The following is a 20,037-nucleotide window of genomic DNA, read 5'->3' as shown; positions in this document are numbered from 1 at the left end:
AAAGTGCACTTGAGCGGCGATGGTCGTCGGCATGACCACTGTTGCCGAGCCGACTGTTGAGACAGGCGGCGTCCTCTCACCGCAGTACCGCGCGCTGACCGTCGGGATGGTCGCGCTGATCACGCTGGTCGCGTTCGAGTCCCTGGCGGTCGCGACCGCGATGCCGACCGTCGCGCAGGCGCTCGACGGCCTTCCGCTGTACGCGCTCGCGTTCGGCGGCCCGCTCGCCTCCGGCGTGGTCGCGATGGTTGTCTCCGGCACCTGGAGCGACCTCAAGGGCCCGACCCGCCCGCTCTGGCACGGTACGGCGTGGTTTCTGGCCGGCCTCTTGATCGCGGGCCTGGCGCCGTCGATGGAGATCCTCGTCGCGGGCCGCATCATCCAAGGCTTCGGCTCCGGTCTGCTCACGGTCGCGCTGTACGTCGTCGTGGGTCAGCTGTACCCGGCCCGCCTCCGCCCGCGGATCTTCGCCGCGTTCGCGACCGGCTGGGTCGTACCGTCCCTCGTCGGTCCCGCGATCGCCGGCCTGATCGTCGAGCACACCAACTGGCGGATCGTGTTCCTCGCCGTACCGGCGATCGCGATCCCGGCCGCGCTGGTGATGCGTCCCGGTCTGGCCCGCGGGCGCTCGTACGACGTACGTCCGGGGAAGCTGTGGGACAAGAGGGCGCTGTGGGCAGTCGCGGCCGCGGTCGGTGTCGGGCTGTTGCACTACGGCGGGCAGCAGCGTGGCGTCGTACAGATCGTGCTGCTCGTGGTCGGTCTGGCCGGGGTAATCGTGTTCGCGCCGCGGCTGTTGCCGTCCGGGACGTTCGCGTTCGGGCGCGGGCTGCCGTCGGTGGTCGCGCTGCGCGGGTTGGTGGCGGCCTCAGGGTTCGGTGCCGAGGTGTTCCTGCCGTTGATGCTCACCCGGGAACGCGGTCTGTCGCCGTCGTTCGCCGGTCTCGTGCTGACGGTCAGCGCGCTGAGCTGGACCGCCGCATCGTGGTACCGCGGCCGGCCGAACCAGCCGTTCTCCCACGCGGTTTTCCTGCAGGCCGGCATGCTCGCGATCCTCGTCGGCATCGTCACGGCGGCACTGACGCTCAACCCGGACGTCCCGGTGCTGGTCGGCATCCTCGGCTGGAGCCTGACCGGTCTGGGCATGGGAACCGTGTTCCCGACGCTGTCGGTGCTGGTCCTGGAGTACTCCGAACGCGACGAGCAGGGCGCCAACAGTTCCGCGCTGCAGCTCAGCGACTCGTTGTCAACGGCAACGATCCTCGCGATCGGCGGGTCGTTGTTCGCGGCAATGGAACCGCATTCCTCCGTACTGGCGTACCTCGTCGCCTTCGGTCTCCCGGCGTTGCTCGCGCTGCTCGGCGTGCCCGCTGGGCGGCGTACCGCTACTCCTTAGAACCTGTGACGGCGATGCTTGCGCCGAGGCCGATGATCATCAAGCCGCCGGCGCCGCCGACCAGCTCGAGCCGGCGCGGTGAACGGGCGAACCACTCGCGCGCCGTACCGGCCACGAACGCCCACACGCTGTCCGAACCGAGCGCGATCAGAATGAAAATCAGCCCGAGCACCAAGATCTGAGCCCACGCCGGCGCACTGGCCCCCTTGTCGACGAACTGCGGCAGCACCGCAGCAAAGAACACCGCCGTCTTCGCATTCGTCACCCCGACCAGGAACCCCTGCCGGATGGTCCGCCGGGTTGTGCTCGGCTTCGCCGTACCCTGCATCGCCGCAACCAACGACTTCCGCGACCGAAACGCCTGCACCCCGAGATAGATCAGGTACGCCGCCCCGACGAGCTTCACCACGGTCAGCGCGACCGCACTAGCAGCGATCAACGTCCCGAGCCCGACCGAGATCCCACCCAGCAACACGGCCGCACCCAGCGTGTTCCCAACCATCGTCAACACAGCTTCCCGCCGCCCAACCGCCAACGCCCGCCCCACGATGAACAACACGCTAGGCCCCGGCACAACGATGATGATGAACGCGGTAAGAGCAAACGCCAACAAATGATGAGCAGACGGCATCCCCCCAGAGTAGATGCGACCCCGTCGCGCCGACAGCCCCCATCCGCCAACTGGAACACCGGCGAGTTGGCAGATCAGGACCCGATGGCGGGTTGCTTGCGAAGTAACATCTGTTGTTGCTTGCTACTTTGAAAGTAACGTTCAGCTGTTACTATTCAAGTAGCAGGAGGTGATTGTTGTGCGTGCGGTCGATGTGTTGGAGACGCTGGAGGTACTTGGTTCCAGCCAGTGGGGACTGGTGACTACCACCCAGGCCCACCAGGCGGGTGTGTCCAAGATGCACCTGTCGCGCCTCGCTGACCATGGCACCGTGCAACGGGTGCGTCATGGCGTCTACGCGCTTCCCTCCGCCGACGCCGGACCATTGCAAGGCTTGCGTGCAGCCTGGCTGGCCACTGGCAGCAAGCCAGCGGGAAACCAGCCGCTGGCTGTCGTGTCTGGTGAGTCAGCGGCAGCCGTCCACGGGCTCGGTGACCTATTGCCCTCCAGGTACGAGTTCGCTACCGCGGTACGTCGGCAGACCACGCAGCCGGACACCCGGTACCGCAAGCGCGACCTGCCGGTCGAAGACATCACCTGGGTCAACGGGCTGTCGGTGACCACCGTCGCCCGTACCGTCAAGGACCTCGCCACCGGCGGCACCGACTTCGACCACCTGGCCAACGTGGTTCGAGATGGTCTCACCACCCACAACATCCCTTCCGCCACTCTCGTACACGCGCTCGAGCCAGCAGCGGCGCGTTTCGGTTCCCCCGACGGGAACGCCCTGCTCGCCGACCTACTGAAAGCAACCGGCTACCGACCTGACACCCGCATCTTGGAGCTGATGGCCCCCGAGTTGCAGGAGGAGTTCCTCCGAGCTGTAGCGCCTGAACTCAACACCCTCGTCCGCCAAGCCATCGCCAAACAATTCCGACAACTGGCGCGGCGCGAACAAGCAGATGCCGCCCCTCGGCAGAACAGGAAGGCCGACGATGGCGCAACCGCTGACCCAGCTGGAAGCGAATCGCCTGAGGCAGTCACTGGGAACCAAGCTGGCCAACGAGGCCAGGAGCCGCGGCGTCGCGGCTGATCCGGTACGCAAGCAGTACATCTTCACGATCTTCCTCAGCCGCATCTTCCAGAACCCCGATGCACGTTGGGTGCTGCTGGGTGGCAACGCGCTGCTGATCCGAACCGGCGGCGGCCGATTCACCCAGGATGTCGACCTCGCCCGCGAGGAACCGTGGGCCAGTCCCGAAGACGCGCTGTCCGAACTCCGGCAGCTCTGCAGCCGACCGCACCACGGCGATCCGTTCGAGTTCGAGCTGTACGCAGTCACCACTCAGCGGGAAGCCGACCCCTACGGCTACGGCATCGAAACGGCCAAGGTAAAGGCTCGGGCCCGGCTGGGTGGTCAAGAGTTCGAGAGTTTCAGCATCGACCTGAGTACGCGGCGACACCTCGACGCACCGGTTGACCAGGTGCCGCTGAAGCCGATCATCGATCACGAGACTCTGCGTGATCTCCCTTCGGTCCCCACCACCCCGATCGAACATCACCTGGCCGACAAGATCTGCGCCCTCTACGAACTGCATGGCGACGACGGCGACGAGGCATCGACCCGCTACCGCGACCTGGCGGACATCGTGCGGATCGTTGCGGCTATCCCGTTCGATGCCGGCCGGCTGTCGACGGTTCTTCAACGGGAAGCCGGGCGCCGGCAGATGGAACTGCCGGACAACGTCCAAGCTCCGAGCGCAGCTTGGGTCACCGGCTTTCCCCGGTCTGCTGCAGGGTTCGCGCAGTACCCACGAGAGTATTGGGACCTGAACTCAGCCTTGGCGTGCTGCGACACCTGCCTGGGCGAGATCCTGAACGGTCAGCGGAGCAATGGCACGTGGAATCCAGACGAACGCTCTTGGCAGTAGATCCGAGCACCGAATCGGCGACGTCGTCGGGCTACGCGGTAGTCGCCTCAGCTCCTTCACGCTGGATGTCCGCGCTCAGCGGGGGGCGGGTGGGAGCGCGCGGAGCGGGCGTGGTGAGGAGCGGAGCGACGAGGCAAGCGCCTGCGGAGCACGCGTGGGCCGATCACATCCACCTCTCCTCTCGTGGGTTTCGGGTGGGATAGGTCACCGGGGTGGGGTGGTGCGTTGACCGGGGGGTGGGCGGGACCCTACGGTTCGAGGGTCAACCTGCGGTGCCATGAGGGAAGCCGGTGAGAAGCCGGCGCGGCCGCGCCACTGTGATCGAGTTTCGGCTCGTAAGTCAGGACGCTCGGGCACTCGCAGCCTTTCTAAAGGGGACGCGCACTTCCCCAGGAGGTCAGTTCAGATGGCAGCTCCTGCCCAGTCGGTCGCCGTACCGGCTCTCTCGCCCAAGCTTCTTGCTGCCGCGCTGCTCAGCGTCGGCCTGATGCTGCTGCTCGCGTATCTGGTCGGGTTCGACCAGGGTGCGGTGTCCCGGTCCGGGATGTACCTGCACGAGCTGATGCACGACGGTCGCCACCTTCTCGGCGTGCCCTGCCACTAGACGACATGCGCACCTTCGGATCGCTCCTGGTGCGCGGATTGATCGTCGGACTCTTCGCCGGCCTGTTGGCCGGAACGTTCGCCTACGTGCTGGGCGAGCCGCGTGTCGACGCGGCGATCGCGATCGAAGAGGCCGGCAGTCACGCGCACACCCATGACCATGGCGACAGCACTGAGCCTGCCGCCGAAGAGGAAGAGCCGCTCGTCAGCCGTGACGGTCAGCGGGCCGGCCTGTTCCTCGCCACCAGCCTGTACGGCGTCGCGCTCGGCGGACTGTTCGCCGTCGCGTTCACGCTGCTCCGCCGCAAGCTCCGGACCGGGAACGACGCGTACGCCGCGCTCGGACTCGCCGCGGCGGGCTTCGTCGGCATCGTGCTGGTCCCGTTCCTCAAGTACCCGCCGAACCCGCCCGCGGTCGGTGATCCGGACACGATCACGCGCCGTACGGTCACCTATCTCCTGACCCTGGTGATCGGTCTGCTCGCGGTCTGGGCCGGCGTCGCGTTGTCCCGGTGGGCGGCGCGGTACGGCGAGGTTGCCCGGCTCGCAGGCGGTGTCGTCGGGCTGGTCGTCACCGTTGTGGCGGCGTACCTGATTCTGCCGCGGATCAACGAGGTTCCGGAGACGTTCCCCGCTACGCTGCTGTGGCAGTTCCGGTTCGCCTCGCTCGGTACGCAGGCGACGCTGTGGCTCCTGCTCGGATTCGGGTATGCGGTCGCGGTGGACCGCCGGCCGATCCGATCGAAGGTGGCTGCCGCTTGACGGCTCTCACAGTGGTCGCGCACGCTCTGACGCCCGCGTTGCGCGGACTCGTACTCGGTGGTGACGCCGAGCCGGATCCGGCGAGTGTCGAGGCGGCGCGCGAGCTGAAGCTGTCGGCGGATGCCGTGTACGCCGGGCCGGAGCAGGCCGCCGTACGCACCGCCGCCGTACTCGGGCTCGACCCAGTGGTGGAGCCGGCGCTGCGGGACCGTGAGTACGGCGAGTGGACCGGACGCGGGCTGGAGGACCTGCTCGCGTCCGAGCCGTCGCGGGTGGCGGCGTGGCTCGAGCGGCCGCACACCGCCACGCCCGGCGGCGGCGAGACCGAGAACGACGTACTGGCCCGGGTCGCTGACTGGCTGGGCGATCTGGCGGCACGGGAGCACGCCTCCGCGCTCGCGGTCGTCCATCCGGCGGTCGTCCGCGCGATCGTGCTGTACGTCGTCGACGCGCCGGCGGAGTCGCTCCGTCACGTCGACGTACGCCCCCTGGCCAGGGTCAACCTCTCGTACCACTCAGGCAACTGGTCCTTGGCCTTGACGCCTTAGGCCTGACAAACTGCGACTGGCCCGGTTGCACGCCCAGGTGACCGGCTGTCACGGGGAGTCACGATGACTGAGTCCGACCAGCTTGCCGAACGGTTCCGTGCTAGCCACGCCGTGCTCGTCGCGGCGCGCGACCGGCTGCAGGCCGCCGCCGACGCCGGTACGGCGAGTGACGACCAGCTGAAGCGGCTGGACACGGTCAAGGATCTGCTGACGCCCGTCAAGACGACGTCGGTGGATGCCGAAGGCAACGTCGTCGAGGTCGAGCGGCCCCGGCAGTTCTACATGGTCGATCCCGAGGGACAGGGCCGCGCGGTCGAGGTCCTCGGTGATCTCCAGACGGCGAAGAACATCGCCGTGCTGGTTCCCGGGATGGGGAACAGCCTGGACACGTTCCGCGGGCAGTCAGACCGCGGTGACCTGATCAAGCAGGAAGCCGGCCCGGGTACGGCGGTTGTCGTGTGGCTCGACTACGACTCGCCGCAGGGCCTGGTGGAGGCCGCGAGCAAGGACGCGGCGATCGAGGCCGGGCCGCGGCTCGCGGCATTCCTGGACGAGGTCGACGAACTGAAGGCCGACGACGCGGAGGTCTCGCTGGTCGCGCATTCGTACGGCACCGACGTGGCCGCTCAGTCGATCATGGCGGGCGCCCGGCCGACGCGGCTGGTGATGACGGGCTCGCCCGGCATCGCGAAGTACGTCGACGAGGCCTCCGACTTCGTGCAGCCGCCGACCCGGCTGTACACCGAGCGTGCCCCGGGGGACTACGTCTCGTACTCCGAGTGGCACGGGCCGGATCCGGCGAACTTCTCGGACGCGATCCGGATGGCGACCAGCGATCCGCGGGTCGACGACGACCCGGTGTCGGTGCACTGGCACAACGAGTACTACCGGCCGAACAGCGAGTCGCTGCGCAACATCGGGCGGGTGGTCCGGGGCGACCTGACGTCCATCACGACCACGGACACGAGCAGATCCGCCGAGACCAAGCTCTTCCTCGGTACGTCGTGGGGCGGCCCGCTGAACGCGGTCGCCGGAGCGGCGTCCAAGGTGTACGACGGTGTTGTGGCCCTCACCAAACCGTCGAAGGAGTCGGCCGGAGCAGCCGCCGGACAGACTGCTGCAGGGCGGGCGAACGGGGCAGGACGAGGCTCGGAAGGGCGGCAGCGATGACGGGCGAGCGGGAGTTCCTGCGGGGCGAGTTGCTGGCGGTCGCGGAGGCCGTCGTACCTGATCAGCGGCCGGTCGTGACGCACGACCCGGGGCCGGTGAATCCCGGCGTACTGTTCGACGGGCGCGGGACGGCCACCGTCTCCAGGGTCACCGTCGAGACCGGCAACCCGCGGTCCCCGGACCCGGCGGCCGCCGTCGACGCCGCGGCGGCCGCGTTGCGCGCCCGGGGCTGGACCGCGGACGTCCAACCTCCGGAGAACGGTCATTATCGGGTCGCCGCCGCCCGCGACGGCTTCGACGTCGCCGTTCACGCGTGGTCGGCGGACTGGCGGATAACGTTCACCGGGGAGACTCCGGTCGTTTCTTGATACCGAAACGCGGCGTGTCCTCGCGAGGCTTGGCTGCACGGTGTATCACGGAAGCGTGACCTTGACCGAAGCCCGCAATTACCTCCGCTCGGAACTCCTCGCGGTGGCGGCGATTGTCGTACCCGACCAGACACCGACGGTGACCCAGGATGTCGGCCCGGTCGGCCAGGGCGCGCTGTCCGACGAGAGCGGCCCCGAGTCGGTCTGCACGATCACCGTCGAGACCGGTGACCCCACCATCACGCCCGACCCCGAGGCGCAGATCGGCTTCGCCGCCGAAACCCTCGAGTCCCGTGGCTGGAAGGTGACCATCTCCGAGCCCGCCGAAGGCCGCCACGAACTGACCGCCCGCCGCCAGGGCTACGACCTCACCGTCACCGCCCAGACCACCGACTGGCGCCTGACCCTCACCGGCCAAACACCGTACGTCGACGATCTGTAGAGCTCAGGCCCGCCACCAGACCTCGGCGTGCGTGCTGGGGTAGAGGCCCGCGCCCACAGCGACCTTGAACGGGTTCGGGCCGATGATCGCCCAGGCGTGCCGGCTGTGCTCGGCGGGGAAGTCCTTGCGAGCCGCGACGCCGAACAGGTCGTCGAAGCTGTCGGACAGGATCGGGCTGACGTCCGGCCCGATCGCGTCGTACGCGCCGCCACGGAGATGGGTGGCAATCGCGTCGAGGTCGACCGCCTCGATCATCGCGGCCGTCGCCGGGTCGTGGTTGCGGAGCAGGTCAGCCACTGCGGAGCAACTCGACCGCACCGCGCCGTCCACCTCGACAACGGCGGGCAACGTGCTGACGGCAGCTACGAGGTCGCCCGGGTCCTGGCTGGGCAGGCGGTGCGCCTTTCCCAGGCAGTACGGGACGAACTCCGGGAACTCCATCCCATCCGCCGCACTCGCGACGTGCAGCCAGAACTCCACCGGCAGCTGCTCGTCCAGCCCGTTCGCCTCTGCCCACACACCCACGTAGTGCAGCGTGTCCATCCAGAAGTGATTCGCGCCGTCCTCGACGACCTCCGCCAGCTCCTCGGCCTGACCACTGCCCGCCAGCACCTCTGCCGGCACCAACTCGCCGGCCCGGGTCAGGTGCCCACGGAGATCGGCCGAAGGAAACTCGAGCCCTGCCATCAACCATTCGGGATACATCCGCCAGATCCTGACACCAGCCGGGGTCAACCTCAGCTGGTGGCGGCGCGTTCGGCTGCGCTGCGGAGGACGCAGAACTCGTTGCCTTCGGGGTCGTGCATGACGACCCAGCCGGTGCCGTCGGGGTTGCGGTGGTCGTGGGCGATGGTGGCGCCGAGGGTGAGGAGCCAGGCGACTTCCTCGTCGCGGGGGCCGTCGGGCTCGAGGTCCAGGTGGCCGCGGTTCTTGACGACCTTCTCGTCGTTGTTCTGTTCGAAGAGCACGGTGAGACCGTCGGTCGGGACCGATGCGTACGGGTCGCCGGGCTGGTCGTCGTCGGGGCGCTCCGCCTTCAGGACCTGCAGCCAGAAGCCGGCGATCTCGTAGGGGTCGTGGGCATCGAACGTCACCGTACGCACGCGAGAAGTCATGCGCAGAGGCTACTTCCGGAAGAACAGTCGGTCCTCGGGAATTTGAGGGTCCAGGTACGGCGTGAAGCCCGCGGCGACCGCGATCTCGGTAAGGGCGGACCCGGTCCAGCGGTGGACGTAGATGTTCATCGGATGGCCGCCGTACCCGGACGTCTTGTGGGTCGATTCCTCGCCGACATGGAAACCCATCAGCAGGACACCGCCGGGGGCGAGCACGCGGTAGAACTCGGCGAACGCCTGCGGGACGACGTCGCGAGGGAGGTGGATGATCGACCACCACGACACGACGCCGGCGACCGAGTCGTCCGGTACGTCGAGCGCGGTCATGGAGCCGACGCGGAAGTTGAGCTCCGGGTGATCGCGACGGGCGATCTCGATCATCCCGGGCGAGAGGTCGATCCCGACGACCTGCAGCTCACGTTCGGCCAGCAGTCCCGTCGTACGCCCCGGCCCGCAACCGACGTCCAGCACGGCTCTGGAGCCTTCGGGCAGGAGCTCGGCGAGGAGGTCGAAGGCGGCGTCTTCCCAGTCGGCGCCGGTCACGACGAGTTCGGCGTACGACGGCGCGACGGTGTCGTACGAGCTGCTGATGTCGGCGAGGAAATCGGTCACCCGGCCGACCCTAGAGCCGGCCGGGGACAGTTTCAGCCTTTGCCGAGGGACTGCTTCTGGCGGCCGAGGCCTTCGATCTCGAGCTCCATCGTGTCGCCCGGCGACAGGTACGGGAACCGGCCGGACAGCGCGACACCCTCCGGCGTACCGGTGTTCACGATGTCGCCGGGGCTGAGCACCATGTACTGCGAGAGGTCGCGGATGAGTGCCGCCACCGAGAAGATCATGTCCTGCGTGTTGGAGTCCTGCCGCGGCTCGCCGTTCACCCACGAGCGCAGGTTCAGGTTGGTCGGGTCGACCTCGTCGGCCGGAACCAAGGAAGGCCCGAGCGGGTTGAACGTCTCGCAGCACTTCCCCTTCGACCACTGGCCGCCGGAGACCTCGATCTGGAACGCGCGTTCCGACACGTCGTTCGAGACGGTGTACCCGGCGATGCACGCGAGCGCGTCCTCGTCGGTCTCGACGTACCGGGCCTCCTTGCCGATGACGACCGCGAGCTCGACCTCCCAGTCGGTCTTCGCTGAGCCGCGCGGCACCAGTACCTCGTCGTACGCGCCGACGACCGTGTTCGGGTGCTTGAAGAAGACGATCGGCTGCTTCGGCGGCTCGGCGCCCGACTCGGCGGCGTGGGCCGCGTAGTTCTGGCCGATGCAGACCACGGCGCCCGGCCGTGCGATCGGCGCACCGACCCGCAGCCCTCCGGTGTCCGCGACCGGAAGCTCGCCGGCCTCGAGCGCGGCGCGGGTCCGGGCGATGCCGTCGGCGGCGAGGAACGCCCCGTCGATGTCGCCTCCGGTGTCTCGAGTGAGCGGGCTCAGGTCGTGAACGGTGCCGTCGGCGGCGCGCACGTAGGGGCGCTCCTCGCCGACCGCGCCGAGGCGCAGCAGTTCCACAGATATCTCCTCAGGACGGATCGCTCTGGTCGAAGATGGGCCGCAGCCGGGCGCGCGAGGCCTCGATGTGCGACCGCATCGCCGCGGCCGCTTCCTCCGGGTCGCCCTTACGGACGGCGGTCACCACTGACTTGTGCTCTCGCAACGCCTTCGTCGCGATGCCGCCACCGTAGTACAGCCGGAACAGGTGCAGGTGGCAGTGTGTCCGCTGGAAGGACAGCCGCGCGGTCTCGTTGCCGGACAGCTCCAGAACCAGGTCGTGGAACCGCTGGTCGTGCGCGGCCATCGCCCGATAGCTCTCGTACGACGGACGATCCGGTACGTCGGTGTAGCTGAGCATCTCCGCCTTGAGCCGGGCCAGGTCGTCGGCGCCCGACCGCTCGGCGGCACGCCCGGCCGCCCACGGCTCGATGTGCAGGCGGTACTCGAACAGGTCCTCGAACTCGTCGCGGGTCAGCCGGGAGGACACCCGGTACCCCCGCAGCGGCTCCTTGATCACCAGGCCGTCGGACTCCAGCCGGGCCAGGGACTCCCGGATCGGGGTCTGTGAAATGCCCAGCTCACGGGTCAACGCATCGATGTTCAACCGGGTGCCCGGTTCCACCACGCTGTCCATGATCAGGCCCTTGACCGTCTCGTAGACGTCGTCACTCAGCACCTGTCGCTGCGGCAGGCGGGCGAGCTGCCCCGCCAGGCCCACGTGCGCATCCGTCACTGTCGTCCGCTCCTCCCGCACTGTGCCCCGCCACGCTGTGTTACTCCGATGCCGGGCCTCATTCTGCCCGACTCGCAGTCCGTCTTGACGGGTCCAGTGTGAAGCGGGAGCATCAGGTACGCAATATCCTATAGGATCTTGGAGGAAATCGGTGAGCTCTGTGATCGTCCGGGCCGAGGCGTACCTGGTCGACCTGGAGGTCGAGACGGTCCGCACCGACGCCGTCCAGGCCTTCCTGAAGCAGGAGACGATCTTCGTCTCCTTGTCGACATCCGACGGGCTGACCGGGCTCGGGTACTCGTACACGATCGGCACCGGTGGCACAGCCGTGCTCGCATTGCTGCGGGACCACCTGCTGCCGCGACTCGTCGGTGCGGACGCCCGCAACGTGGAGGCGATCTGGTCCGACCTGTTCTGGTCCACGCATGCCACGACTGTTGGTGCGATCACTTCACTCGCTCTCGCGTCCGTTGACACCGCTCTGTGGGATCTGCGGTGTCTGCGGGCCGGTGAGCCGCTGTGGCGGCTGGCCGGTGGCTACCGGCAGCGGGTGCCGTTGTACGACACCGAGGGCGGCTGGTTGCACTTGTCAACGGATGAGCTGGTCTCCGGCGCACTGGCGTCACAGAAGGCCGGCTGGCCCGGTGTGAAGCTCAAGGTCGGGAAGCCGCGGGTGCACGAGGACGTGGAGCGGCTGCGGGCCGTTCGCGACGCGGTCGGGCCCGGGCTGGACATCATGGTCGACGCCAACCAGTCGATGACGTACCCCGAGGCCCGCCGGCGTGCGGCCGCGTTCGAGGCGGTGGACCTGTCCTGGTTCGAGGAGCCGTTGCCGGCCGACGATCTGACGGGGCACGTGCACCTGGCGGCGTCCACGTCGATCCCGATCGCCGTGGGGGAGTCGCTGTACTCCGTCTCGCAGTTCCGGGAGTACGTCGCTGCAGGCGGGGCCGGGATCGTCCAGGTGGACGTGGCGCGCGTCGGCGGGATCACGCCGTGGCTGAAGGTGGCGCATCTGGCCGAGACGTTCAACCTCGAGGTGTGCCCGCATTTCCTGATGGAGCTGCATGTCAGCCTCACGGCCGCCGTACCCAATGGGCGGTACGTCGAGCACATCCCACAGCTGCGGGCGATCACCCGGTCCGAGATGACCGTCGTTGACGGGCACGCGGTCGCGCCCGACGTACCCGGTCTGGGGATCGACTGGAATGCTGATGCCATCGACGACCGGCGCGTTGCCTGAGCGAAGGGACCACACCAGCATGAGCAGAGTCGACGCCCACCACCACGTCTGGGATCTGACCGTCCGCGAGCAGTCGTGGATGGTCGGACCGGAGCTCGATCCGATCCGGCGTAACTTCTCGCTCGCCGACCTCGCGCCGCTCGCCGCGGCCGCCGACGTGAGTGCGACCGTGCTCGTGCAAACCGTCGGCCTGGTTGCGGAAACCGTCGAATTCCTGGAGTTTGCCGCTGGCAACGGTCTCGTGGCGGGCGTGGTCGGCTGGGTCGACCTGACCGCTCCCGACGTCGCTGACACGCTGGCCTCGCTCCAAGCCCGTCCGGACGGCGCGTACCTGAAGGCGATCCGCCACCAGGTCCACGATGAGCCTGATGTGGACTGGCTGCTCCGTCCCGACGTGCAACGTGGTCTGGCCGCTGTCGCGGACGCCGGCCTCGCGTACGACCTCCTCACGAAAACGCCGCACCTCCCGGCCGCGATCGAGACTGTCCGCAAGCTCCCGCAGCTCACGTTCGTCGTCGACCACATCTCCAAACCCGTCATCGGCGAGCCGCTGGACCCGTGGGCCACCCACCTCCGCGAGCTGGCCGCCCTCGCCAACGTGACCTGCAAACTCTCCGGCATGGTCACCGAGGCCGACTGGACCACCTGGACCCCCAAAGACCTCCAGCCGTACGCCGACACCGTCCTGGAAGCCTTCGGCCCGAACCGGGTGATGTTCGGCTCGGACTGGCCGGTCTGCCTCCTCGCCGCGTCCTACGCCGACGTCGTCACCACCGCGGAAACCCTCACCTCCACACTTTCCACATCCGACCAACAGTCCGTCTTCAACACCACAGCCACCCGCACCTACAACCTCACCTGACACGGCGGAGCGCCTAGGGTCCTGCTCATGAACGACGAGATCACGGCTGTTGTGGGCCATCAGCTGTATTCCTTCGACGGCCGGATCCTGGAAATCTTCGGCAACTATCCCAAGCGCTTCCACGTCCGGCACATGCAGCTGACCGTCAGCGATCCGGACCGCAAGGGCAGACGCACCATGGTGATCGACGCCGTAGGAGTGCAGTACACCTCGACCTTCACTGCCGACGAGTGGGCAAAGGCCCCCGCACTTGCCGGCTTGCTGGCAGCGGTGCAGTCGGCGATCGGCGGGTAGGTGGAGCTTCGGGCGATCGAGCGCGAGCCGGACGCGTTTCAGCGGGGCCTGACCGCCGCGCAGATCGAGGCGATCTGCCGGCGGGCGTTCGGTTCTGGCGTGGTGGCGGTGAGGGCCGTTGAGCTGGGGCTCGGCGGGTACAACAGCGTGTACCGGGTGGAGCTGGCCGGGAGGAACGACGCGGTGATCCTGCGGGCGGCGCCGCGGGAGGAGGTGCAGTTCGGGTCCGAACTGCACCTGATGCGGAACGAGTATGCGAGCCAGCCGTGGCTGGCGGCGATTGCGCCTTTGATACCGCAGGTACTGGCCGTGGACTGGTCGCACGACATCGTCGACCGGGACTGGATGATCCAGACCTGCCTCTCCGGCATCCCTGCGCCGGAGCACCTGGGCCACTATCCACGATCCGGCCGTACGACGTTCTTCCGCCAACTCGGCGCGATCACCCGGACCGTGCACGACGTACGCGGACCGCACTTCGGCCGCCCGGGCGGACCGTCGTACGCGTCCTGGAGCGAGGCCGTGATCGCATCGTTCACGCAGATCGCCGACGACCTGGAGCAAGCCGGTCTCGACGGCGCCGACGTACGGAAAGCCGCCGAGCTGGCTGCAGCGGAACGCTCGACACTCGACGAAGTACGCGAACCGCGGCTGCTGACGGGTGACCTCTGGACGGTCAACTGCCTCCTCGACGCCGACGCCCCCGAGCCGTTGATCTCCGGCGTGCTCGACTTCGACCGAACCGAGTTCGGCGACCCCGCCGCCGACTGGACCATCCGCATGGCGCAGGCCAAGAACGACGAACGCGAAGCCTTCTGGCAGTCGTACGGCGCCCTCGACCTCACGCCCGCCGCAGCCCACCGAGCCCACATCTACGAGGCCCGCCACCTAGCCGCAATCCGCCTCGAACGCCACCGCCTGAACAACCCCAAAGCCCTCCACGAAAGCTACGACGCCCTGGCGAAGGTTCTTGCCCAGCTCGGCTGAGCAGGTGTGGCAGGAGGCGACGGGATGTCGAATTCCAGTCCCGAGATCGCAGGCGGTTGGTTCACACCGGCAGTTACATAAGGCTCTCCTGTCCGATGTGTGGGTGGTGACCAGCCAGATCCGGGGTCGTGCAACAGGCAATGGTGGGTCGGCACCTGGCATTTCCTGTCCCCAGTCACCACCGCCTGTCCCCACACCCCACCAACTCCCCCCGTCACCCCGGCTGTCGCGGCACGCCTGCCTTGCCGGGGGATCGCTTCGAGTCGTGGCGTTTGGTTGGCCGCTGGAACGGCGAGTCGTGGATCGCGGCTGCATTTGGCTGCCGAAATCCACGACTCGAGGAAACGTGGGTGACCGCGGTACCTCGGTCGAAGGGGGCGCGCCGGATCAGCCCAGCGGCGGGGTTAGTCGTCGCTTGGGAGGAATTCGAGGCGGACGCCGAGGAGGCGGATGGGGCGGTTGAGGTCGAACTTTTCGAGGATGGTGAGGGCTGTGGTGGCTATGACATCGGGGTCTTGGGTGGGGGATTTGAGTTTGCGGCTCTTGATGGGGGTGTAGAAGTTGATGAAGCGGACCTTGACCGAGACGCGTTGGATGGTGCGGCCTTCGGCGACGACCTCGCGGGTGACGGTGAGGGCGATGCGGCGGAGTTCGCGTTCTACGCTCGCGCGGTCGGCGAGGTCTTCGGCGAAGGTTTCCTCGTGGCTGCGGGAGACCGGTTCGCGGGGTACGTCGGTGACCTCGGTGTCGCCGAGGCCGCGGCCCAGGGCGGCGTACCAGGTGCCCATCTTGGGGCCGAAGCGTTTCTTGAGTACGTCCAGGTCGGCGGCGGCGAGCTCGGCGACCGTCTGCACGCCTAGCTCGCTGAGGTTGCGTTCCATCCGGGGGCCGATGCCCCAGAGGTCCCGGACGGGGCGGTGGTCCATCACCTCGCGCCAGTTGGCCGCGGTGAGGCGGTAAATCCCGGTGGCGGGGCCGGCGCCCTCGAACGGTTCGGCGTGCGAGCGTTTCTCCTTGGCGAACCCGGTCGCGAGTTTGGCGCGGGTCTTGTTGTCGCCGATGCCGACCGCGCAGGTCAACCCGGTCCGATCGGCGACGGCGGTCCGCAGCTCGAGAGCCAGCGATTCCGGGTCGTCGGTCTCGGCGCCGACGAAGCACTCGTCCCAGCCCCAGACCTCGACGACGACCGGGAAGGACCGCAGGGTGTCCATCACCTCGGTCGACGCCGCTTCGTACGCCGCCGGGTCGGACGGAAGGAAAACGGCGTCCGGGCATTTCTTGTACGCCGCCCGCACCGGCATCCCGGAATGCACGCCGAACGACCGTGCCTCGTACGACGCGGTAGCGACCACCTGCCGTGGTTGGGTCGGGTCGCCGGACCCGCCCACCACGACAGGCAGCCCACGGAGCTCAGGCCGCCGCCGGATCTCGACGGCCGCGATGAACTGATCCATGTCCACGTGCAGGAGCCACCAGCTCATAGCTGACAGGTAACCACATCAGCTCGACGCGCTGGAGTACGTCAGCAGCCCGCGCCGCCACAGCAGCCGTACCAGCAGCATCGCGATCACGGCGAGCCCGACCCCGAGCGCCACCGTTCCCCAGCCGAGATCGCCCGACAGCGCCCGCACCGGGAACGTCGTCGCGAACGCCACCGGGAACGCGAACGTCAGGAACGTCCGCACCGCGACCGGGAAGAACACCAGCGGGTACCGCCCGGCCTCCATCAGGTTCAAGAACACGAACCCGATCGGGTTGACCGACTGCAGCCAGAACGCCAGGAACGACATCGCCGACCACACCGCGGTGAGCAGCACCAGCCCGGTGCCGACGAGTACGACGGCCTGCACGATCTGTCCCGCTCCGGGGCTGAGATCGGCCTGCACCAGCCCGATCACCAGGACCGCGATACCGCTCGCGACGTTGGTGAGCTCCGCGACGTTGATCCACCGCAGCGTCAGGTAGAACTGGCTCGACACCGGCCGCAGCAGGACGCCGTCCAGCTCACCCTCGGTCAGGTACGTCGTCATCCGGTTCAGGTTCGGCGCGACGAACGTCGCCATCAGCCCGGTGACGATCTGGAACACGCCGACCAGCGCGATCACCTCGGCCCGCGACCACCCGTGCAGCTCGGCCGTGAACCCGAACAGCAGCAACGTCGGCACGATCCCCAGCCCGAGCTGCACCAGCCCGACGAGCAGTGTGGTCAGGAAATGCGCACGGAAATGAGTTTCCCGAACGACCGCCTGCGCGAAGAACCGGCGCCACAACCGCGCATGCCGCCACTGCTTGTGCCACCAGGTCCGATCGAGCTGGCTCATGGGGCCTCCCGGTCTGGACTGAGGAGCGGCGGGAGCGAAGCGACCAGAGCGACGAGGGAAGACCGGGAGTCACAGCCCCATGACCCGCGCGCCGGAGGCGCGCATTCAATACAGCTCATGCGCCCACCGCCGAGTACGCGCGGATCCCCGCGGACCAGACGAGCCGGGCGATCGCCGCGAACACCACGACGTACCCGAGTTGGAATCCCAGCCCTGCAAGGAGTTCAGGCCCGGTCAGTTGTCCCGCGACGATCTCGACCGGGAACGACACCGTGTAGCGGAACGGCTGGTGGTCGACGAATCCGCGCGACCACTCCGGCATCAGCGCCAGGGGTACGACGGCACCGGACAGCACACTCGCGACGATCACGCGCGCCTGCACGAGCGCGCTCACGTCGTCCATCCAGAACGCCAGCGACGCGATCAGGATGTCGATCGTGAACACCAGCATCGCCCCGAGCAGGATGCTGACCGCGAACAGCGCCCAGCGCCCCGGGCCGGCCGGGATGTTCATCGAGTCGCGGAAGATCCACCACACGATGCCGATCATCGGCACCAGCGCGAACAGCTTGAGGAACTTCTCCGACAGGTTGTTCGCGACGAACCCGGCCAGCAACGACGCCGGCCGGATCATCCAGCTGGACAGCTTCCCCATCCGGATGTCCTGCGCGAGGAACCCGGCCATCCAGGACGACGTCGCCATCGTGACGACTCCGAGCAGCACGAAGTACGTCGTGATGTACCGCTCGTCGACCGGCAAGTGGGCGCCGCTCGCGAGCGCCGTCCGCCAGATCAGCAGCGAGATGATCGGCATGCAGATGTTCGCCAGCATGAAGATGATCCACGCGCCGCGGTACACGGACTGCTGCGCGATATCGGCCGCCGTCATCCGCCGTACGACGCGGAGATTGCGGACGAATGCGCTCATGACGCGTCCCCGAGCGTGCTGCGGCGCAGGAACAGGTCGCGCATGATGTCCTCGATGTCGGCGTCCGCGACGTCGAGGTCGACCAGCGGGCCGAGCCGGGTCAGCTGCTCCATCACGAATCCGGCGCGCTCCCGATCCGCCTCGAGCTTCACCGTCGGCCCGGACACTTCGACCGCGCTCACGCCGTCCAGCCCGGTCAGCCGGTCGGCATCGACCGGCGTCGCGTACGTCGCGCGCACGAGCTTGCGTGGTTGCGCCGTACGGACGAGGTCGTCCAGACCGCCGTCGAACTGGAGCCGGCCGTGGTCGATGATCATCACCCGCGAGCAGAGCGCCTCGATGTCGTCCATGTCGTGGCTGGTGATCAGGATCGTCGTACCGCGAAGCTTGTTGACGTCGGCGAGGAACGACCGGACCCGGGCCTTCGCGACCACGTCCAGACCGATCGTCGGCTCGTCCAGGAACAGGATTTCCGGCCCGTGGACCAGTGCGGCCATCAGTTCGAGCTTCATGCGTTCACCGAGTGAGGTCTTGCGGACCTGCACGTTCAGCAGGTGCCCGACCTCGAGCAGCTCGGCGAGTTCGGCGACGTTGCGGTCGAACTCCGCGGTGGACAGGCCGTACATGTCCTTGTGCAGCAGGAGACTCTCCATCGCCGGAACGTCCCACCACAGCATGGTCTTCTGGCCCATGACGAGCGCGATCCGGCGCAGGTAGTCGTGCTTGCGGTCCGACGGCGTGTGGTCGAGCACCTGCAGGTCGCCGGAGGTGGTGTAGAGCAGGCCGGACAGCATCTTCAGCGTGGTCGTCTTGCCGGCCCCGTTCGGGCCGAGCAGCCCGACGACCTCGCCGCGGCCGATGGAGAAGGTGACCCGGTCGACAGCGAGCCGGGTCTCGTACTTGCGTCTCACCAGGCCCTTCAGCGCACCGCCGAGTCCGGCGCGCTGCTGGTGGAAGGTGTAGGTCTTGGTCAGATCTTGTGCCGCGATGACAGGCGGCAGGTCGTGAACAGGCGTCACGTCGATGCACCGCTTTCGAGAGAAGTGTCGGGACCGGGCAGCGTCAACGCGTAAACGCGCAGAGCGCAGGCCGCTCACGCCAAGTGAGATCGGCCAGGCGGACGCTGAGGTCCATCCCGGCTACGCGGTCCGGTCCGACCGCGGGGGTTGAACTGATATCAACCCTTATCTCGACGTGTCGACATCGCTCCCTGTGGGTCCTTCCGACGTGCGGCTGCCACCGCCCACGGTAGGCCGTCCCGGAAAGCGCCGTCCACCGACTTTGAGGGGTGCGGGCGGGCAGCTCGACAGGTAGTGCACCGCGAGACGCTGTACGCGCGGATGCGAATCACGCTCAGGTGCACTACCTGACTACCCGACACATCCTGTCGAGCTTACACACCACATCAGTCAGAAGAGAGCGCCTTGCGCATCTGCTGCGAGATGACTGTGCAGTGGCATATCGTGCCGCGGGTGGCGGACTTGACGTTAGAGGTGGCTCAGGAGCTGTTGGCGGCGCAGCCGTTCAGTGTGCTGGTCGGGGCTCGGGTGGTCGCGTTCGGGGACGGCGGTGCGACGCTCGAGATCGAGATCCGGCCGGATCTCCTGCAGCAGAACGGTTTCCTGCACGGCGGCGTGCTCAGTTACGCGGCCGACAACGCCCTCACGTTCGCCGGCGGTACGGCGCTCGGCCCGGAGGTGCTGACCGGTGGCTTCACGATCAGTTACCTCCGCCCGGCCCGGGGCGCGATGCTCCGGGCCGAGGCGAAGGTTGTCTACTCGAGCAGGCGGCAGGCCACCTGCACCTGTGAACTCACGACTCTTGACGACGCAGGTACGTCGACCCTGTGCGCGATCGCTCAGGGCACGATCGTCGCCCGTTAGTCGAAGAGATCTTCGAGGAACGACTTCTTTTTCTTCTTGTGCGGGTGCTGGTTCCCGTACCGCGGGTCGTACCGCCGGTCGTCGTCGCGCCGGTCGTTGTCATACCGGCGGTCGTCGTCGTACCGCTTCTTCTCCTCGTACCGAGGCTGCTGCTGCGATGGCTGCGACTGCTGCGGGGCGTTGAACCGCGCCTCGGCGTCGACGAGCCGCTCCAGCTCACCCCGGTCGAGGAAGATCCCGCGGCAGTCACCGCACTGGTCGACGGTGATCCCACTGCGCTCGTACGTCCGCATCGCGCCGCGGCACTTAGGGCAAACCAAGCTCTCCATCCAGCAACCCTAAGTGACGATTTCC

Annotated in this window: 25 protein-coding genes and 1 riboswitch; of the genes, 14 read left to right on the top strand and 11 right to left on the bottom strand. The window is 67.9% G+C overall.

The window, feature by feature from the left end:
• Positions 1 to 31 precede the first annotated feature (31 nt).
• Positions 32 to 1,396: an MFS transporter gene (locus tag OHB24_RS10050; RefSeq protein WP_327638691.1), complete on the top strand. Its 1,365-nt coding sequence runs from the start codon at positions 32 to 34 to the stop codon at positions 1,394 to 1,396.
• Here OHB24_RS10050 and OHB24_RS10045 read toward each other — a convergent pair.
• The gene (locus OHB24_RS10045) at positions 1,386 to 2,027 is read right to left on the bottom strand and encodes a LysE family translocator (protein ID WP_327638690.1); all 642 of its coding nucleotides are present in this window, start codon (positions 2,025 to 2,027) and stop codon (positions 1,386 to 1,388) included. The genes OHB24_RS10050 and OHB24_RS10045 overlap by 11 nt on opposite strands.
• A 178-nt stretch (positions 2,028 to 2,205) precedes the next feature.
• Between OHB24_RS10045 and OHB24_RS10040 the strand changes: the two genes are divergently transcribed.
• The 8 genes from OHB24_RS10040 to OHB24_RS10005 all read left to right on the top strand — a co-directional run bounded on the left by OHB24_RS10040 (position 2,206) and on the right by OHB24_RS10005 (position 7,830).
• A complete protein-coding gene (locus tag OHB24_RS10040) occupies positions 2,206 to 3,099 on the top strand; it encodes a type IV toxin-antitoxin system AbiEi family antitoxin domain-containing protein (RefSeq protein WP_327638689.1) in 894 nt (297 codons plus the stop codon).
• The gene (locus tag OHB24_RS10035; protein ID WP_327638688.1) at positions 3,002 to 3,937 is read left to right on the top strand and encodes a nucleotidyl transferase AbiEii/AbiGii toxin family protein; all 936 of its coding nucleotides are present in this window, start codon (positions 3,002 to 3,004) and stop codon (positions 3,935 to 3,937) included. The genes OHB24_RS10040 and OHB24_RS10035 overlap by 98 nt, the downstream gene beginning before the upstream one ends.
• 243 nt (positions 3,938 to 4,180) lie before the next feature.
• A riboswitch (cobalamin riboswitch) is annotated at positions 4,181 to 4,309 on the top strand.
• Between the two features lie 34 nt (positions 4,310 to 4,343).
• Complete coding sequence (locus OHB24_RS10030; protein ID WP_131284143.1) at positions 4,344 to 4,541, top strand: CbtB domain-containing protein; 198 nt, start codon at positions 4,344 to 4,346, stop codon at positions 4,539 to 4,541.
• Between the two features lie 5 nt (positions 4,542 to 4,546).
• Complete coding sequence (locus OHB24_RS10025) at positions 4,547 to 5,302, top strand: CbtA family protein (protein WP_131336364.1); 756 nt, start codon at positions 4,547 to 4,549, stop codon at positions 5,300 to 5,302.
• Positions 5,299 to 5,850, top strand: a complete 552-nt coding sequence (locus OHB24_RS10020) for a histidine phosphatase family protein (protein WP_327638687.1) — start codon at positions 5,299 to 5,301, stop codon at positions 5,848 to 5,850. Before OHB24_RS10025 ends, OHB24_RS10020 begins: the two co-directional genes overlap by 4 nt.
• 63 nt (positions 5,851 to 5,913) lie before the next feature.
• Positions 5,914 to 7,020 carry an alpha/beta hydrolase gene (locus tag OHB24_RS10015; protein WP_327638686.1) on the top strand — a complete coding sequence of 369 codons (1,107 nt, stop codon included), beginning with the start codon at positions 5,914 to 5,916 and terminating at the stop codon, positions 7,018 to 7,020.
• Positions 7,017 to 7,388 (top strand): hypothetical protein, encoded by a 372-nt coding sequence (locus tag OHB24_RS10010; protein WP_327638685.1) that lies wholly within the window; start codon positions 7,017 to 7,019, stop codon positions 7,386 to 7,388. Before OHB24_RS10015 ends, OHB24_RS10010 begins: the two co-directional genes overlap by 4 nt.
• Before the next feature lie 55 nt (positions 7,389 to 7,443).
• Positions 7,444 to 7,830, top strand: a complete 387-nt coding sequence (locus tag OHB24_RS10005) for a hypothetical protein (protein ID WP_327638684.1) — start codon at positions 7,444 to 7,446, stop codon at positions 7,828 to 7,830.
• A gap of 3 nt (positions 7,831 to 7,833) precedes the next feature.
• Here the strand turns inward: OHB24_RS10005 and OHB24_RS10000 are convergent, their stop codons facing one another.
• The 5 genes from OHB24_RS10000 to OHB24_RS09980 are packed head-to-tail and all read right to left on the bottom strand — an operon-like array spanning position 7,834 to position 11,165.
• The gene (locus OHB24_RS10000; RefSeq protein ID WP_327638683.1) at positions 7,834 to 8,535 is read right to left on the bottom strand and encodes a hypothetical protein; all 702 of its coding nucleotides are present in this window, start codon (positions 8,533 to 8,535) and stop codon (positions 7,834 to 7,836) included.
• Positions 8,536 to 8,567: 32 nt separating this feature from the next.
• A complete protein-coding gene (locus OHB24_RS09995) occupies positions 8,568 to 8,945 on the bottom strand; it encodes a VOC family protein (RefSeq protein ID WP_327638682.1) in 378 nt (125 codons plus the stop codon).
• A gap of 9 nt (positions 8,946 to 8,954) precedes the next feature.
• Positions 8,955 to 9,557, bottom strand: a complete 603-nt coding sequence (locus OHB24_RS09990; protein ID WP_327638680.1) for a class I SAM-dependent methyltransferase — start codon at positions 9,555 to 9,557, stop codon at positions 8,955 to 8,957.
• A gap of 32 nt (positions 9,558 to 9,589) precedes the next feature.
• Positions 9,590 to 10,450, bottom strand: coding sequence for a fumarylacetoacetate hydrolase family protein (locus OHB24_RS09985; protein WP_327638679.1), 861 nt, complete (start codon positions 10,448 to 10,450; stop codon positions 9,590 to 9,592).
• 10 nt (positions 10,451 to 10,460) lie between these two features.
• Positions 10,461 to 11,165: a GntR family transcriptional regulator gene (locus OHB24_RS09980; RefSeq protein ID WP_327638678.1), complete on the bottom strand. Its 705-nt coding sequence runs from the start codon at positions 11,163 to 11,165 to the stop codon at positions 10,461 to 10,463.
• A 151-nt stretch (positions 11,166 to 11,316) separates the two neighbouring features.
• Between OHB24_RS09980 and OHB24_RS09975 the strand changes: the two genes are divergently transcribed.
• Genes OHB24_RS09975 through OHB24_RS09960 form a run of 4 tightly spaced genes read left to right on the top strand, consistent with a single transcriptional unit; the run spans position 11,317 to position 14,551 of the window.
• Positions 11,317 to 12,408 carry a mandelate racemase/muconate lactonizing enzyme family protein gene (locus tag OHB24_RS09975; protein WP_327638677.1) on the top strand — a complete coding sequence of 364 codons (1,092 nt, stop codon included), beginning with the start codon at positions 11,317 to 11,319 and terminating at the stop codon, positions 12,406 to 12,408.
• Positions 12,409 to 12,427: 19 nt separating this feature from the next.
• Positions 12,428 to 13,270 (top strand): amidohydrolase family protein, encoded by an 843-nt coding sequence (locus tag OHB24_RS09970; RefSeq protein WP_327638676.1) that lies wholly within the window; start codon positions 12,428 to 12,430, stop codon positions 13,268 to 13,270.
• A 27-nt stretch (positions 13,271 to 13,297) separates the two neighbouring features.
• Positions 13,298 to 13,564 (top strand): hypothetical protein, encoded by a 267-nt coding sequence (locus OHB24_RS09965; RefSeq protein WP_327638675.1) that lies wholly within the window; start codon positions 13,298 to 13,300, stop codon positions 13,562 to 13,564.
• The gene (locus OHB24_RS09960; RefSeq protein WP_327638674.1) at positions 13,565 to 14,551 is read left to right on the top strand and encodes a phosphotransferase family protein; all 987 of its coding nucleotides are present in this window, start codon (positions 13,565 to 13,567) and stop codon (positions 14,549 to 14,551) included.
• A gap of 404 nt (positions 14,552 to 14,955) precedes the next feature.
• Here OHB24_RS09960 and OHB24_RS09955 read toward each other — a convergent pair whose 3' ends face one another.
• The 4 genes from OHB24_RS09955 to OHB24_RS09940 form a co-directional block, all read right to left on the bottom strand.
• Positions 14,956 to 16,032, bottom strand: coding sequence for a DNA polymerase IV (locus tag OHB24_RS09955; protein WP_327638673.1), 1,077 nt, complete (start codon positions 16,030 to 16,032; stop codon positions 14,956 to 14,958).
• A gap of 18 nt (positions 16,033 to 16,050) precedes the next feature.
• Entirely contained in the window at positions 16,051 to 16,872 is an 822-nt protein-coding gene (locus OHB24_RS09950) for an ABC transporter permease (RefSeq protein WP_327638672.1), read from the bottom strand.
• A 115-nt stretch (positions 16,873 to 16,987) separates the two neighbouring features.
• A complete protein-coding gene (locus OHB24_RS09945) occupies positions 16,988 to 17,800 on the bottom strand; it encodes an ABC transporter permease (protein ID WP_327638671.1) in 813 nt (270 codons plus the stop codon).
• Entirely contained in the window at positions 17,797 to 18,819 is a 1,023-nt protein-coding gene (locus tag OHB24_RS09940) for an ABC transporter ATP-binding protein (RefSeq protein WP_327638670.1), read from the bottom strand. Before OHB24_RS09940 ends, OHB24_RS09945 begins: the two co-directional genes overlap by 4 nt.
• A gap of 453 nt (positions 18,820 to 19,272) precedes the next feature.
• Between OHB24_RS09940 and OHB24_RS09935 the strand changes: the two genes are divergently transcribed.
• Complete coding sequence (locus OHB24_RS09935; protein ID WP_327638669.1) at positions 19,273 to 19,683, top strand: PaaI family thioesterase; 411 nt, start codon at positions 19,273 to 19,275, stop codon at positions 19,681 to 19,683.
• On the opposite strand, the gene OHB24_RS09930 is transcribed toward OHB24_RS09935, so the two are convergent.
• Positions 19,680 to 20,012, bottom strand: a complete 333-nt coding sequence (locus OHB24_RS09930) for a TFIIB-type zinc ribbon-containing protein (protein ID WP_327638668.1) — start codon at positions 20,010 to 20,012, stop codon at positions 19,680 to 19,682. The two genes, OHB24_RS09935 and OHB24_RS09930, sit on opposite strands and share 4 nt — an antisense overlap.
• Positions 20,013 to 20,037: the final 25 nt, after the last annotated feature.

The sequence above is a fragment of the Kribbella sp. NBC_00482 genome (assembly GCF_036013725.1).
In the GTDB taxonomy this organism is placed as follows: domain Bacteria; phylum Actinomycetota; class Actinomycetes; order Propionibacteriales; family Kribbellaceae; genus Kribbella.
Note: the sequence above shows the minus strand (reverse complement) of the source record. Positions and strands in the feature narration are given on the sequence as shown.